General features: G+C 73.1%; 13 protein-coding genes. 4 read left to right on the top strand and 9 right to left on the bottom strand.

Annotated features, from left to right (window positions below):
* Nucleotides 1–47 precede the first annotated feature (47 nt).
* Nucleotides 48–929: a glycosyltransferase gene (locus ACIBG7_RS03060; protein ID WP_357916666.1), complete on the top strand. Its 882-nt coding sequence runs from the start codon at nucleotides 48–50 to the stop codon at nucleotides 927–929.
* A 13-nt stretch (nucleotides 930–942) separates the two neighbouring features.
* On the opposite strand, the gene ACIBG7_RS03055 is transcribed toward ACIBG7_RS03060, so the two are convergent.
* The gene (locus ACIBG7_RS03055) at nucleotides 943–1,644 is read right to left on the bottom strand and encodes an acetoacetate decarboxylase family protein (RefSeq protein WP_357916668.1); all 702 of its coding nucleotides are present in this window, start codon (nucleotides 1,642–1,644) and stop codon (nucleotides 943–945) included.
* 93 nt (nucleotides 1,645–1,737) lie between these two features.
* Between ACIBG7_RS03055 and ACIBG7_RS03050 the strand changes: the two genes are divergently transcribed.
* Together ACIBG7_RS03050 and ACIBG7_RS03045 are read left to right on the top strand one after the other, a co-directional pair.
* A complete protein-coding gene (locus tag ACIBG7_RS03050) occupies nucleotides 1,738–2,190 on the top strand; it encodes an RNA polymerase sigma factor (protein ID WP_397335338.1) in 453 nt (150 codons plus the stop codon).
* Entirely contained in the window at nucleotides 2,187–3,074 is an 888-nt protein-coding gene (locus tag ACIBG7_RS03045) for a hypothetical protein (protein WP_397334992.1), read from the top strand. Before ACIBG7_RS03050 ends, ACIBG7_RS03045 begins: the two co-directional genes overlap by 4 nt.
* On the opposite strand, the gene ACIBG7_RS03040 is transcribed toward ACIBG7_RS03045, so the two are convergent.
* The 4 genes from ACIBG7_RS03040 to ACIBG7_RS03025 form a co-directional block, all read right to left on the bottom strand.
* Nucleotides 3,053–4,042, bottom strand: coding sequence for a glycosyltransferase (locus ACIBG7_RS03040; protein ID WP_397334991.1), 990 nt, complete (start codon nucleotides 4,040–4,042; stop codon nucleotides 3,053–3,055). The genes ACIBG7_RS03045 and ACIBG7_RS03040 overlap by 22 nt on opposite strands.
* 49 nt (nucleotides 4,043–4,091) lie before the next feature.
* On the bottom strand, nucleotides 4,092–5,243 hold the full coding sequence (locus tag ACIBG7_RS03035) for an acyltransferase family protein (RefSeq protein ID WP_357916676.1): 1,152 nt from the start codon (nucleotides 5,241–5,243) through the stop codon (nucleotides 4,092–4,094).
* 105 nt (nucleotides 5,244–5,348) lie between these two features.
* Nucleotides 5,349–6,962, bottom strand: coding sequence for an LCP family protein (locus ACIBG7_RS03030; RefSeq protein WP_397334990.1), 1,614 nt, complete (start codon nucleotides 6,960–6,962; stop codon nucleotides 5,349–5,351).
* Nucleotides 6,963–7,143: 181 nt separating this feature from the next.
* Nucleotides 7,144–8,508, bottom strand: coding sequence for a hypothetical protein (locus tag ACIBG7_RS03025; protein WP_357918373.1), 1,365 nt, complete (start codon nucleotides 8,506–8,508; stop codon nucleotides 7,144–7,146).
* A gap of 106 nt (nucleotides 8,509–8,614) precedes the next feature.
* Here ACIBG7_RS03025 and ACIBG7_RS03020 point away from each other — a divergent pair, with 106 nt between their 5' ends.
* Entirely contained in the window at nucleotides 8,615–10,696 is a 2,082-nt protein-coding gene (locus ACIBG7_RS03020) for a hypothetical protein (protein ID WP_397334989.1), read from the top strand.
* Nucleotides 10,697–10,724: 28 nt separating this feature from the next.
* On the opposite strand, the gene ACIBG7_RS03015 is transcribed toward ACIBG7_RS03020, so the two are convergent.
* Genes ACIBG7_RS03015 through ACIBG7_RS03000 form a run of 4 tightly spaced genes read right to left on the bottom strand, consistent with a single transcriptional unit; the run spans nucleotide 10,725 to nucleotide 15,040 of the window.
* Nucleotides 10,725–11,726, bottom strand: a complete 1,002-nt coding sequence (locus ACIBG7_RS03015) for a M16 family metallopeptidase (RefSeq protein WP_397334988.1) — start codon at nucleotides 11,724–11,726, stop codon at nucleotides 10,725–10,727.
* Nucleotides 11,726–12,928: a M16 family metallopeptidase gene (locus ACIBG7_RS03010; RefSeq protein ID WP_397334987.1), complete on the bottom strand. Its 1,203-nt coding sequence runs from the start codon at nucleotides 12,926–12,928 to the stop codon at nucleotides 11,726–11,728. Before ACIBG7_RS03010 ends, ACIBG7_RS03015 begins: the two co-directional genes overlap by 1 nt.
* Complete coding sequence (locus tag ACIBG7_RS03005) at nucleotides 12,918–13,781, bottom strand: alpha/beta fold hydrolase (RefSeq protein ID WP_397334986.1); 864 nt, start codon at nucleotides 13,779–13,781, stop codon at nucleotides 12,918–12,920. Before ACIBG7_RS03005 ends, ACIBG7_RS03010 begins: the two co-directional genes overlap by 11 nt.
* Entirely contained in the window at nucleotides 13,778–15,040 is a 1,263-nt protein-coding gene (locus ACIBG7_RS03000; RefSeq protein ID WP_397334985.1) for an MFS transporter, read from the bottom strand. The genes ACIBG7_RS03005 and ACIBG7_RS03000 overlap by 4 nt, the downstream gene beginning before the upstream one ends.
* Nucleotides 15,041–15,124: the final 84 nt, after the last annotated feature.

The following is a 15,124-nucleotide window of genomic DNA, read 5'->3' as shown; positions in this document are numbered from 1 at the left end:
GACAGAATGCCACGCCCGTGCTCTCAACGCGTCGAGGCGATGACGCGTTGAAGATCTCGTGCGTCATCCTCACCATGGGCAACCGGGTCGCTGAGCTGAACCGGGCGGTCGAGTCCGCGTTCAACCAGACCGACGGCGACGTCGAAGTGGTGATCGTGGGCAACGGGGCCGACGTGCCCGAGGTGTCGGCCACGCCGCCCGCCGGCTCGTCCGCGGTGCTCAAGACGGTCCGCCTGGAGCAGAACGTCGGCATCCCGGCCGGGCGCAACCGTGGTGTGGAGGAGTGCTCGGGCGACGTCGTGCTGTTCCTCGACGACGACGGCTGGTACGCCAACCAGAAGGTGGCCGCGCACGTGCGCGAGCGCTTCGCCACCGAGCCCGACCTGGCCGTGCTCTCCTTCCGCGTGATGGACCCCGACGGCACCGGCTCCCAGCGGCGGCACGTGCCCCGGCTGCGCGCCGGCGACCCCGAGCGCTCCTCGCCCGTCACCACCTTCCTCGGCGGCGCCTCCGCCGTACGGCGCAGCGCCTTCCTCCAGGTCGGCGGCCTGCCCGAACGCTTCTTCTACGCGCACGAGGAGACCGACCTCGCCTGGCGGCTGCTCGGCGAGGGTTACCGGATCGAGTACGACGCCGAGACGGTGATGTACCACCCGTGGGTGCCGCCCACGCGGCACGAGAACTTCTACCGGATGAACGCCCGCAACCGGGTCTGGCTGGCGCGGCGCAACCTGCCCTGGCCGCTCGCGGCGCTCTACCTGATCGACTGGGTCGTGCTCACCCTGCTGCGCGAACGCTCCGGCAGCGCGCTCAAGGCTTGGTTCGGCGGCTTCGTGGAGGGCCTGCGCACCCCGGCGGGCGAACGCCGCCCGATGGCCTGGCGCACGGCCTGGCGCATGGTCAAGCTGGGCCGCCCGCCCATCGTCTGAGCCGCCCGGCCGATCAGGCCGGCTCGCCGCTCCAGCGGCCGGCCGCCTCGAACGACATCGCCACCCGGGCCGAGTAGCTGGTCAGCAGGGCCCGCTTGGGCAGGCCCAGCTCGCTCAGCTCCTTGGCCACCGGGTGGTTCCCCAGCCGGATCAGCGCCCCGCCGGGCCTGATCCGGCTCCCTCCGGCGCGCATCGTCGCCGGGATCCGCCGCGTGATGCCGTCCAGGTGCGTGTAGGCCGTCAGCGGCGTCACCGGCGTCCGGGCGGGCACCGGCAGGCCGGGCTTGATCAGCAGGTCGAGGACCAGCCGCCCGTCCTTGCGCACGATGCACCGCTTGTACGGCGAGCTCATCCGCAGCTCGACCTCCGCCAGTTCCTTCGGGAAGCCCCAGATGCCCCGCCCGGCCGCCAGCGTGAAGCGCTGGTCCACCGGCAGCCAGTGCACGAACGCCCCCGGCTGCCCGCCGCCGGGCGCCCGGACCAGGAAGGTCATCCCGAACTCGTGGTAGGCGCCCAGGTCGCTGTCGCCGTAGTCGACGAAGACCAGCGTGCACACGGCCTTGCCCGGCAGGACCTCGGCCACCTCCACCCCGGTGTAGGCCAGCACGGCCCGCGCCGCGTCGGCCCGCACCGCGTAGCTGGCGGTGCAGACCGCCGCCTGCCTCACCTGGACGGGCAGGGTGACCGTTCGGCCGTCGATCAGGTGCGATGCCATGCTTCCAGTACATCAACCGGATTGCCGTGTGACCATTCCCGCGTGGCCGGCGTCTTCTCCTGACATGACTGTCCCCGAGACGCGGAGGCCACCATCGAGGAGCTGTACCGCGAGCACTGGCTGCTCGTCTGCGGCTTCCTGCTGCGCCGTACCCGAGACCCCCACCTGGCCGAGGACCTCGCCCAGGAGACCTTCGTCCGGGCGACCCGGGCCTTCCTCGGCTGGCGCGGCGAGAACCCGGCGGCCTGGCTGCTGGCCATCGCTCGCACGACCCTGCTCGACCACGTCCGCCGGCGGCGGGTCGAGCTGCCCCTGCCCGACCCCGACGAGCTGGGCGTCCCGGGCTTCGACGCGACCGGCCTGGACGTCCGCCAGGCGCTCGACCGGCTGCCCGAGCAGACCAGAAAGCTGCTGGAGCTCGTCTACTTCGAAGGTTTCTCCCTGGTCGAGGTGGCCGCGATGACCGGCCGCACGACCGCCGCGATCAAGACCGCCGTGTGGCGGGCCCGCTCGGCCTTCGCCGAGGTCTATGGAGGTGCACGATGATCGAGATGCCGGAGTTCGACGTCAAGAGCACGCGGCGGGCCGTACGCCGGGGGGTGGCCAGGACCGCGCTGCGCGCGGTGGCGATCGTGGTGGCCCTGACCCTGGTCGCGGTGATCGGGCCGGTGCTGCTGCAGAAGCGGAGCGACCGGGCGGATCGGATGAGCACGGTGCTGGGGGTGGCCTTCGAGCTCTACGCCCCGGCCTACCGGCTCTCCTTCACCTCCTGCTGCGAGATGACGCCGTGGTCGATGGGCATGACCATGAGCGGCGGGCCGCTGCGCGCGCACGGCGGGTTCGTCACGCAGGGCGGCCAGGAGTACACGATCACGCAGACCTTCTTCGGGCGCGTGTCCGGCCACCTGCCGCTGGGCGCGTCGGCGATGACCACGCTGAGCTACGCCCTGATGAACGTCAGGACCGGCAACCAGCCCAAGGAGGACCAGCGCAAGGTCCTGGCCAGGCTGCCCGCCGAGTTGCGGGCGCTGTCGGTGGTCGAGTTCGAGCGGCCCCTCGACGCGGCCGCGCTGAAGGCCTTCGAGGCGCGGCACGGTGTGACGGCCGAGCGGGTGGTCTACGAGGAGCGGCCCAGGTCGATCCCGATCACCTGGGGCTACGATATGGACTTCAGCCTCCCGGACTCGCAGCCCGGCGACGAGCTGAAAAACTTCCGCGCCTGGGTGGACCTGCTGCGCGAGCACGACGACGCCAACCTGCGCGACTTCGACCTCACCCTGGAGCGGCTGCGCCGGGCGGCGAAGGACGGCCTGGCCTACGCCTTCGTGGACACCCTCACCACCGTCGGCGAGCTGCGCAAGGTCATCGAGGACCCGCTGGTCCGCACCGTGCGGGTGGCCGACCTCGCCTACGACCTGGAGAAGCCGTAACCGACCGCCGGGGCGGGCGCGGCTGCGGTCGCGCCCGCCCAGCGCTCCAGGAGCGAGACGAAGGCCGGGGCCTGGTCGGGCCAGTGGTGACGCGCCCGCGCCGCCTGATGCCCGCGCGCGCCCATGGCCGCCCGCAGCTCCGGGTCCTCCTTGAGATCCAGTACGGCATGCAGCACGGACTCGGTGTCGAAGGAGACCGTCAGGCCGCACGCGGCGCGCTCGACGAGCTCCTGCGGGGTGCTGACGACCGGCACGCCCCGGCCCATGTAGTCGAGGATCTTGGCCGGCAGGCCCGGCTCCCGGCTGAGCGAGATCCCGGCCAGCGCGCCCTCGGTCATCCGCAGCGCGTGCCGGAGCGGCACGTACCCGAACCAGTCGAGCAGCCCCACCCGCTGCGCGTCGCGGAGCATGGGCCGCACGCGCGGGTCGGCCGAGCCGATGAGGTCGAGCCGGATGCCGTGCGGTGCGAGGCGTTCGGCGAGCGCGACCAGCTCGGCGACGCCACGCTCGGCCGAGAGCCGGCCGAGGTGCACCACCCTGGTGTCGCCCGGGAGCGGGGGAGCGGACGACACCAGGGTGGCCTCGGGGACCGTCGAGGGGTCGATCACGTGGTGGCGGCGCCGGGCCCGGGCCGCGGCGGCGCGGCGCAACGGACCGCCGGGCTCCTCGCGCGCGTCCCACACGATCGGCGGGCGGCGTAGGGGCAGGACCCGCAGAACGTCGATGTCGTGCGCGAGGACGAGGTCGGCGTCCCGGCAGCCGCGGCGCAGCGCCATCCTGGCCCGGTTGAGGCCGCCGCCCCGCCGTACGTCTATGGCGGTGACGTGCGCGTCCGGCGTGACGTTGTAATAGGAGAAAGGCGCGACATACGTCACTTCGTGCCCCGCGTCGAGCAGGGCCCGGATCTGCTTGTGCATGATCCGGGCGTCCTCGGGGTGGTGGACGATTGTGGCGACGCATACCCGCATACGCCCATGCTGCGCGTCCAGGGCTTCACCGGCGTGAATCGGGAGGGAACTACCGCTTAACTTCCTGCGGGACCGACGGCCGGCGGTAGAGCCAGGTCAGCCGCGGTTCGACGAGCCACTTGAAGAGCGTGCGGGTGATCGGCAGGCACAGCACGATGGCCAGGGCGAAGGCGCTGGTGGAGATGGCCAGCGCGCCGAGCGGCCCGTGCAGCCAGGGCAGGTCGAGCAGCCCGGTCTCCTTGGCGATCAGCACCGGGATGCCGTGGAGCAGGTAGGCGTAGAGCGTGCGGGTGCCGAGGTCGGTGTACCAGGTCTCGCCGCGCGGCACGAGCGCCAGGAAGGCGAAGCACATGGCCAGCGAGGCGCCGAGGATGAGCAGGTGCTCGGCCAGGCCCATCCACCAGGACAGGTCCATGTCCTTGTAGCTGTGCTTGAAGTAGAAGGGCTTGAGGCTCAGCTTCTTCATCGACACCAGCATGGCCACGCCGGCCGCGCCGAGCAGGATCACGCCCGCCACGATCTTGACCCAGAGCCGGTTGAGCCACTCGAAGTGCTGCGGCTGCAGGGTCAGGCCGATCACGAAGAAGGGCAGCAGGCCGAAGAAGCGGTCCATGCTGAACTCGCCGGAGATCTGCGAGAAGCCGGCGAACAGGTAGACGGCGATCGAGACCGGGATGGGGAACTTCATCCGCTTCCACACCGGCGTGGACAGCCGCCAGAACAGCAGCGCCACCAGGTACCAGTTGAGCCAGGCCGGGTCGATGATCGTCAGGCTCCACTTCTGCCCGAGGGCGGTGCGGAGCGCGGCGTAGCCCACCTCGACGATCACGTAGGGGATCAGGAAGGTGTCGACCAGCTTGTTGGTCTTGGCGTTGGAGTTCCAGAAGTTCCTGGACAGGTAGCCGCTGATGACCACGAACAGCGGCATGTGGAAGGTGTAGATGAAGATGTAGAGCGAGCGCGAGGAGTCGGCGTTGAGCGTCGGCACCAGCGAGTGGCCGACGACCACCAGCGCGATCAGCAGGAACTTGACGTTGTCGAGATACGGCTCACGCGTCTTCTTCGGCGGCGCGGGCTTGTCGTCCTGCGGAGGCTCCTGCTGGGCCTCGGCGGGCGGCTGCGGCCACCACACACCCTTCGGGTCGGTGTCCGCACCCGAAGGAGTCCTGGGGACCGGCAAGGAGTATCTCGTGTCGCTCACAACAGGGGGACGCTCTTCTCGGGGGACCGCTGGGCGTGATCTACCCTAGCGGTCCCCTCTTGCAGCTCGCTGTCAGAAGAGCGCTTTACACAGAAAACTCGCAGGTCAGGTGCAAATGTTCTTTTGATCCGCGGTCACGGTGTTCTGCTCGACGACCTTGGACACCGTCGTCGGGACGCGCACGCCCTGGTAGTCGGCGCCGATGACGACCTGGACGATCGGACCGGGCTCGACCTTGCCCTCGAACTCCGGCGCGCTCACCCCGGCGCTCGGGCTGTACGGCTTCAGGTTGACCGGCTTGACCTTGGTCGCCGCGGCGGGCTTGGTGCCGCTCAGCTTGGCCGCCGCGAGCTCCGCGAAGGGCTTGTCGGCGGCGGACTTGGCCGAGTAGAGGACCTTCGTCTGCGGGGCGGCGGCCGGGGTGTTGCCCACGCCGACGACCTTGAAGCCCCACTTGGTCAGCTCGTCGGCCACCTTCTGCGCCTCGCCCACCCGGTCGGTGCCGTTGAGCACCTGGATCTGGACCTGCTGCGGCTTGAGCTGCGGGCCGGTCGGCTTGGCCGTGGCCTGCTGCACCACCTCGACGTCCTGGGAGATCTGCTGCCAGAGCAGGTCTGCCTCGCGCTTGACCCACTGGACGCGGTTCTTGTCCGCCGGGTAGGCCTCGACCGGGACCATGATGAACTTCACGCCGCTGGCGGTCAGCTTGCCGGCGCTGGCGGCGATGTCGAGCAGCTTCTGCGGGTCCTTGGCGAGGTCCTCGTCCATCAGCACCGACTCCTTGGCCGCGTCGATCAGCTTGGTGAGCTTGCCGACGTCGGTCATCAGGTTGGTCGAGGTGGCCGCCTGGACCATCTTGCTGAGGAACTTCTGCTGGCGCTTGATGCGCTGCAGGTCGCTCTGGTCGGCGCCGATCTTCCGCAGCCGCATGTAGGCCAGGGCCTGCTCGCCGTTGAGCTTGTGGGTGCCGGCGGTGATGTTGAACTTGGACAGCGGCTCGTTGATCGCGGTGGTGAAGCACATCTCCACGCCGCCGAGGGCGTCGACGATGTTCTTGAAGCCGGAGAAGTCCACCTCGACGAAGTGGTCGATGCGGATGCCCGTGAGGGTCTCGACGGTGTCGACCGTGCAGGCGATGCCGCCGTTGTTGTAGGCGGAGTTGATCATCTCCATGTGGGAGGGGATGGTCGCGCCGGTCTTCTCGTTCTGGCACTCGGGGATGAGGACCATCGAGTCACGGGGCAGGCTGACGATCTGCGCGGCGTCGCGGTTGGGCGAGATGTGCATCAGCAACATCGTGTCCGTGCGCTTGCCGCCCGCGTCCACCTCGCGGGCCAGCTTCTGGCCGTAGCGGGCGTTGCCCTTGCCCGCGCGGGTGTCGGAGCCGACGATGAGCACGTTGAGCGCGCCGGTGAGGTTCTGCGGGCGCGGGCCCTTGATCTTGCTGGCCACGTCCTCCGTGCGGAGGCCGCTGAAGGTGCTGCGCAGCATGCCGTAGCCGGTCAGCAGAGCGCCGACCAGCGCTACGGTCAGGCCGATGCTCACCCAGGCCATGACCCGCATGCGGTTGGGGCCGCCGTTGCCGCCCTTGGCCGCGCGGCGCCCGCCGGGGGGCGGTCCCTGCGGCGGAGGGCCGGACGCGCGATGGGACATGCGTTCCCGCGGCTGAGTCGGCGCGACGCGGCGGTCCTGGACGGAGACGCCCCGATGCTCACTCATTCGCCCCCCACGGCCTTTCCGACGCGGTCACACGCGGCCTCCTCCATCGCGCCGAGAGTAGGTCACACTCGGCGTGCCTGTGGGCAAGATCGAGGTAAATCAATCGTGACCGGGGCGTGATACACCCGCCGAAGAGCATACTCAGAGCCGGACATACCGTGGAATAACAACGTGAAAGACTTTACGTATCGCGAGGAGTACTCAGAACCGCCGCCAGGCAAGCCAGCGGTACGGCAGGCAGCACGTAGCGGTAGTCGAACTCCGCCACCGCCGGCGGCATGAGCAGTAGCGCCCAGGCCCCCGCCCAGGGCAGCGCCCACGCCGGAGGCCCTGACCAGGACCTTTCCCGGCCCGCCCGCCGAGCCTGCCAGATCCGGGCCACGGCGACGCCCGGCGGGACGAGGAGCACGAGCAAGAGAACGGCCCCCGGCAACCGCGCGAAATCTTGATAAGTCCGCATCCATCCGGCCCACGGCTCCACCACCCGCGTCGCGATCTCGCCCTGCTGGTACTCCCGGGCGAACTCCGTGCCCACCCGGGCCGGATAGCGGCCGGGCGGCGGCGGGGTCTGGGCCGGGAACTGGTAGTAGGCGTAGATCTCGGCGTCCGGGTAGACCGGCCGCCCCCAGGTGAAGGTCCGGCCCAGCTCGCCCAGCAGGGAGGCGGCGTAGTCGAGCGGCTGCGTGCGGATCGCCAGCAGGGCGAAGCGCATGGCCTTGTCGTCGGTCTCCTTGACGAAGGTCTCGTCCGGCAGCCGCACCAGCGGCGACTCGCGCGACCAGACGTACTCCTGCGACGGCGGCCGCTGCCCGGCCGGGCGCGGGTCGCACAGCACGGCCAGATCGGGCGGCGGGCGCATCCGGGCGCAGTCGGCGAAGGACATGGTGCGGGCGTAGAGGAAGACGCCGTTCGCACCGACCAGGCCGACGCGCTGGTAGGTGGCATAGAACCAGCCGCCGTAGGCCACGATCGGGATCAGCGCGGCGACCAGCAGGGCGACCGCCTTGCGCGGGCGGCGCCGTACCAGCAGCCACAGGCAGACCAGCCCGACCAGCGGCAGCCCGACCGTGCGGGTCAGCGCGGCGGCGGCCAGCAGGAGGCCGATGGCGAGCGCGGGCGGCTCCTCGCGCAGGGCCAGCACGACCGCGGCCACCACCAGCGCCATGAAGAGCGTGTCGGAGACGAGCAGATGCTCCAGCTCGATCTGGTAGGCGTCCAGCAGCACCGGCGCGGCGGCCAGCGCGGCGGCCCAGCGCGGGGCGCGGCGCACCGCCGCCCAGTAGACCAACGCGCCGACGGCCAGGCCGAGCAGGTGCTGAGTGGCGGCGACCACGCCGAAGCTGTGCAGGGGCTCCAGCAGCTTCATGAACATCGAGTAGCCCGCCGGGCGCACCAGGTCGGGGCGCGGGCGCATGACTGTGACGATGTAGCTGTAGGAGTCGGGGAACCACAGCGCGGGCCGGTAGCCCAGCATGGTCACCACGCGCAGGAGCGCGCCGAGCGCGAACAGGCCCGCGAACCAGCCGTGCCGCCGCAGCAGCCCCATGCGCACCCCCCGATCGTTTTCCCGGCGTACGCTACCCCGCGGCCACACCTGTTCGGGCAGGAGGCGGGCGGGTTGTCACCCCCATTGGATACGCTCCCGAGCACCGATGGCACTCACCGATCCTTCACGCCGGCCGTCGGCGGGCCGGGTGCTCGCCGTCCTGTCCGTGGTGCCCGCGCTCCTGGTGGCCGGGTGGCTGCTGGCCGGGCTGCCGCTGTTGCTGCTGGGCTGGTTCCGGCCCCTGGTCGCCGTGCCGCTGGGGATCGCCGTGGCCGGGGCGCTGTGCGTGGCCGCGCTGCGCCGGCTGCCCGAGACCGCCGACGCCACCGGCTGGCAGACCGGCGGCGTGCTCGCGGTGGCGCTGGGGTCCGGGGTGTTCAACGCGTTGCTGCACAGCGAGCAGCTCATCGTGCGCCGCGACCCGGCCACCTACGCGCAGTACGCCATCTGGATCGCCGAGCACGGCTCGCTGCCGGTCGACCGGCAGGAGGCCGCCTTCGGCGGGGCCGATCCCGCGCTCGACTTCGGCAGCGTCGGCTTCTACGACCGGCCAGAAGGGGTGGTGCCGCAGTTCATGCCGGGGCCGCCCATGGTGTTCGCGGCCGGGGAGTGGCTGGGCGGGCTCCTGGTCTCCCCGGCGGTGCTCGGGGCGCTGGCGGTGCTGGTCGTCGCCGGGGTGGCCGCGCGGCTGGGCGGCGGGCGCTGGGCGGTACCCACGGCGCTGGCCTTCGCGGTCAGCCTGCCCGTCCTCTACACCTCGCGCACCACGCTCAGCGAGATCACCTCGCTGATCCTGCTCTTCGGCGGGGTGGCCCTGCTGCACGACGCGCACGCCGCGGGCGGGCGCGGCTCGCCGGGGCGGGTGGCGCTGGCCGGGCTGGTGGCCGGGCTGGCGGTCCTCGTGCGGGTGGACGGGCTGCGGGACGTGCTGCCCGTGCTGGCCTACGCCGGGTTCCTCATCGCCCTCGGGCGCACGCGCGGCGGGGCTCCGGCCGGGGCCGGAGCGCGTGGGGGAGCGGTCCGCGGCGGGCCCGGGCGGCTGGGGCTGGCGTTGCTGGGCGGGCTGGCCGCCGGGGCCGGGCTGGGGTTCGTGGCGGCCGCGGTGCTGGCCAGGCCGTACCTCTCCTACCTGTCCCGCTCGGTCGTGCCCCTGCTGGCCGTCTGCGCGGCGGTGCTGCTGCTGACCGTGCTCGGGGCGGCGCTGGCGCCGAGGCTCGCTCGGTGGCGGCGCCCGGCGTTCCTGCCGGCGGCCGGGGCGGCGGCCGTGGTGGCGGTGATGCTCGGCTTCGCCGTCCGCCCCTGGGTGCAGCAGGTAACACGGCAGCCGGTCACGGAGGAGGACTGGCTCACCTACCGCTTCATCGAGGTCACCCAGCGCGACAACGGCCTGCCGATCGACGGCGGCCACCTCTACTTCGAGAACTCCCTCTACTGGGTGATCTGGTACATCGGCTTCCCCGCCGTCGTGCTCGCCACCCTCGCCGCCGCCGTGCTGGTGCGGCGGATGCTGCGGGACGGCGCCTCGGCCGAGTGGCTGCTGCCGCTCGCGCTCATCGGCTGGACCACCGTCACCACGCTGCTGCGTCCCGAGATCACGCCCGACCACCCGTGGGCCTCGCGCCGGCTGGTCCCGGTCGTGCTCCCCGGGCTCCTGCTGCTCGCCTTCTGGGGGCTGGCGTGGGTGCGCGACAAGGCCCGCCGCCTCGGGTACGGCAGGCGCGCCCAGGGCTGGATCGCCGGCGTGGGCGTCGTGCTGCTGCTGGTCCCGGGGGCGATCACCTCGATCGGCACCGCGTTCACCCCGGTCGAGCGCGGCGAGCGGGCGGCGGTCGAGGCGATGTGCGCCGCGATCCCGCCCCGGGCGTCCGTGCTCCTCGTCGAGCGGGTCACCGGCGACCGCTTCACCCAGGTCGTGCGCGGCATGTGCGGGGCGCCCTCGGCACAGGTCCGCCGGGCCGAGTCCACGGACACCCCGCCGGAGGCCGACGTGCGGCGGCTGATCGCGAAGATCCGGGCCGCCGGGCGGGTGCCGGTCCTGCTGGCCGCCCAGCCCGGCCAGCTCACCGCGTACGGCCCGCCGCGTCAGGTGCTGGCGCTGCGGACCAAGCAGGACGAACGTTCCCTGGTGAAGCCGCCCGACGGGGTGTGGAGCCTCAGCGCCACGGTCTGGATGGCCCTCCCCGCCTGACCAGGGGATAGCTCCGGCCTCGGCGGCCTCACCACCGGGGGTAGCTCCGGATGGACGGCCGGCCGGCGGTGACGACGACGGGTGCGACCAGGTGCTTGCCCAGCACCTCCGAGACCGTCGCCGCGTCGAGCCGCCCCAGCGCCTCCAGGTGGCCGGACAGCCACTCGGGCGGCAGCCCGGCCGCCGCGAGGGAGGCCAGCTCGTCGGCGAGTCCCGCGGCGCTCTCGAAACGCGACCACGCCCCGTCGAGACAGGCCGTGACCGCCCGCTCGCACTCCTCCGCGCCCACGCCGTGCGACGCGGTCTCGCGCAGGATGCCGAGCGCCAGCTTCGTGGCCTTCTCATCGCCCACCGCGCCTTGGACGAGCAGCACCGCGCCGCCCGGCCCGGGGTCGAGGGAGGCGGTGAAGCCGTAGGTTCGGCCGAGCTCCTCCCTGAGCACCCGGTTGAGCCGGGTGAACAGGCCCTCGCCGAGCACCCGGCACGCGACGGTGAGCGCGGCCCACGCCACGTGGTCCTCCCGGCCCGGCACCCGGTAGCCGATGGCGACGTGGGCCTGCAAAGCGCCCTCCCAGGGCAGGGCCAGCGGCGCCGCCTCCACTGCCACCGGACCCGCCGGCCCGGGCGGCAGCGCGGGACCGCACAGCTTGAGGAGCCGCTCGGCCCGCTGCCCGGAGAAGTCGCCGACCTCGCCGACCACCACCAGCGTCCCCGCCTGCCACGACCCCCTGAGCCGCGCGAGCAGGCGGGAGCGCGCGGCGTGACGCGGCGAGAGCGTGGAGTCCTCCGGATCGGGCGGCGCGAGCAGCCGCACCGCCTCCTCCAGCCGCGCGGCGGGCACCTCGAAGGCCACCTCGCCGGGCGAGACCCGCAGCTCGGCGCCGAGCGCCTCCCACGCGGGCGCGTCACCGGCCGGTCCGGCCGCCGCCCCGACCAGCCGGACGGCCGCCAGCCCACCGGCGGGCCGGTCACACACCACCGTCGACCCGGTACGGCGCAGCGCGGGCAGCGCCCACGTGTCGGACCCCATCAGCTCTCCTTCGGCAGGTAGGTCAGGACGCCCGCCGGTGCGCCCAGCCGCCACACGGCGGCGAGCGCGGCCGGCTCGGTCACGGCGGCGATTCTGCGGGCGGCGGTGAGCGCCCGTCCGGCCTCGCCCGTCTGGACGGCCTCCAAGGTGAGCTCGGCCGCCAGCCCGCCGACCGTCTCGACCCGTTCGAGCGCCGCCCGCGTGGCCATGGCCTTGGCGCGGGCCAGCTCACCCGGCCGGAAGCCGCCCGCGGCCAGCTCGGCGATCTCGTCGGTCACCGCCCGCTCCATCGCGGCGAGATCGGAGCCGGGCGCGGCGTGGACCTTGACGATCGCCAGCGAGGACGCGACGGCGAAGCGGTGGACGTCCACCTCGACGGACTGCGCGCCCTCCTCGGCCAGCCGCCGGTGCAGGCGCGACCCCTCGCCGGCGGCCAGCACGCGCAGGGCCAGGTCCGCCGCCTCGATCTCGGCCCCGCCCTCGGGCGGCAGCCGGAAGGCCTGGTAGACGGCCGGGAGCGGCTGCGGCTCCGGGACGGTGAGCCTGGGCGGCGCCTCACCGGTCACGTACCGTCCCGGCAGCTCGGGCGCGATCAGCTCGGTCCGGCCGGGCGGGACGGGGGTGAAGGCCAGGGCGGCCAGCTCGATCGCGGTCGCGGTCGGGACGTCGCCCACCACGGCCAGGACGGCGTTGCCCGGCACGTACCAGTTGCGATGGAAGGCGACGCAGTCGCGCAGGGTGATCGCGTCGAGGTCCTCCTCGATGCCCGCCGGGGTGTGGCCGAAGGGGTGGCAGAGCGGGAGCAGATGGGGGAGGTGCGTGCCGTACGGGAAGGCGAACACCCGCTGCAGCACCTCGGCCCGCACCACCTCGCGTTGCGCGCCCAGGCGGCGCGGCGACTCGCGCATCCGCGCGGCCTCCAGCCGCAGGACCCGTTCGAGATGTTGCGGCCTGACCAGGGTGTGGTAGGCCGTGTGCTCGAACCAGGTGTCGGCGTCGTAGACCGCGCCGAGCCCCTCCAGCTCCGTCATGTGGCCGGGCGCGAACATCAGGTGCTCGGTGAGGTGCGCGAGCCCGGTGCGTCCCCGCGGCTCGTGCCGCGAGCCCGCCCGGTACCGCAGGTCGACGGCCACCAGCCCGGTGCCCGGCCGTTCCACGACGAGGACGCGCAGGCCGTTGGCCAGCACGAGTTCACGCGGCACCGCGGACCTCCCTGACGACCCGCAGGATCTCCTCGATGACCAGGTCGGGCCGCTCCTGCGGGATCAGGTGCCCGGCGCGCGCGGCGACCACATGCCGGCCGCGCGGAACGCTCGCCGCGAGCCGCCGGTGGCTGGCGGCCAGGTTGTCCCACAGCTCGGCGAACTGCTTGGGCCGTTCGCCCGCGGTGAGCACGGTGACCGGGATGTCCGGCAACGGCGTGGTGCGGCGCAGCTCGAACAGGGCCGTGAGGCTGCGCTGCTGGGCCGCGCCCTCCGCCCGTACGGCTCGCGCCGCCGACCTGGTCGCCGCCTCGCGCAACGTCTGGGCCCGCAGGTCGGGCGGCATCGACGCGGCCACGTCACGGACGGCGGGCGAGGGCCTGGCCAGGGCCAGCCGTACCAGGTCGGAGGCGGCCTCAAGGGCGTCGGACACCGGCTGGAGCACCTTCAGCAGCCGGAACGCCGGCCCGCCCGGCAGAGGCACGTCCTGCTGCGGGGCGGAGGGGTCGACCAGCACCAGCCCGGCCACCCGGTCCGGCCGCGTCCTGGCGTACAGCTCGGCCACCGCGCCGCCCAGGCTGTGGCCCACGAGGACGACGGGCGTCCGCCCGATCAGGTCGTCGAGGTCGCACGCCATCCGCGCGTGGTCACGCGGTCCCGGGGCGGGGTCGCTGCGCCCGAGCCCGGCCCGGTCGTAGGCGAGCACCGTGGTCACCGCCGCCAGCGCGGGCGCCACCAGCGCCCACTGCGTGCGGGTGCCGCCCAGCCCGGCCTCCAGGAGCACGCGGGGCTCACCCGTACCCGTGCTCTCGACGTGCAGCGTCCTGCCGTCCCGTACGGCGAACCCGCTCATGCCCGTACCCCCGTCACCAGATCATCGCCGATCGTCCGGCCGGCCGAGGCGATCACCGCGGCGGCCACGACACCGGGCACGCCGATCGCGATCACCGCCCCCGCCACGCCCAGCGCCTCCTCCACCAGGCCGAGCAGGACCGCCCCCACCAGCCCGCCGCCCGCGAGCGCGAACGCGGTCACCGCCGCCGCGGGCGCACGATGCGCGGGCGCCACCACCGACTGGCTGATGAGCTGCGCGCACGGCACGATGAGCGACTGCGCGGCCGAGGCCAGCCCGAACGCGGCGAGCGTGAGGGGCAGCGACGGCGCGAGCACCCCCGCCGCGTAGAGGAGCGCCGTGCCGGTGACCGCCCCGCCGCAGATCACCGCCACGCCGCCGGGACGCGCGGAGAAGACGCGGTCCAGCGGCTGTCCCACGGCGAGCAGCGTCACCAGCATGACGCCCGCCGCGCAGGAGGCGTAGAGCCCGCGTGCGTCCGCGCCGAGGTGCCAGCGATCGGCCAGATGCACGGCCACCAGCGCCGACACCGGCACCTGAAGCGCACCGAAGGCGGCGAACCCGGCCAGGATCCGGCGCAGCGTGGGCGTCCTGGCCATGGCCTTGCCCGCCGCGAGCAGGCCCGTCTTCGAGGGCGCGCTCGGCTCCGGGTCGTGGCGGCCGATGCCGGGATCGCGCAACCGGATCGCGAACAGGCAGGTGAGCGCCGAGATGCCGCCCAGCGCGGCGAAGGTGGCCCGCCAGTCGAGGCCGAGCCGGCCGGTGAGCGCCGAGACGACCAGCGGCGCGGCCAGGTAGGCCAGCGCGCCCGCCGCGCCGTACAGGGTGAGCACGCGGGCGCGCACCTCGGGCGGGTAGGTGTCCACCAGCAGAGGCGTGTGCAGGGCGACCGTGCTGCCGTTGGCCAGCCCGAACACCAGCACGACCAGGGCGAGGCTCCACATCCCCGTGGTGAGCGCGACGGCCGCGGTCGCGGCGCTCCACACCAGCGCGGTGCCGAGCGACAGCAGCGCGCGCCGCGGCTTGGACGTCACCAGGGCGGCCAGGGCGAGCGGCGCGACGGCGAGGGCGAGGAACTGCACCGACATCGCGCTCGCGAGGTCGCCCACGCTCAGGCCGAGCTCGGTCCTGAGGTCGGGGCCGAGCACGGTCAGCCCGGTGTCGGCGAAGGAGTTGCCGACCACCAGCGCCCCGAGCGCGGTGACGGGATACATGCTCGGTCCGTGCCGGTGCGGCACGTTGCGGAGCGGTTGGTCCATGACCACACCCTGCGGAGTGCGGGCCCGGCCTGGACTGTGCGATCGGCTAACGTTGAGGCAGTTTCGTTGTCCTGGGGGGCGCGG

It is taken from the genome of Nonomuraea sp. NPDC050328 (genome assembly GCF_044459405.1).
Taxonomy (GTDB): domain Bacteria; phylum Actinomycetota; class Actinomycetes; order Streptosporangiales; family Streptosporangiaceae; genus Nonomuraea.
The sequence above is the reverse complement of the archived record's forward strand: the minus strand, read 5'-3'. Positions and strand labels throughout refer to the sequence as shown.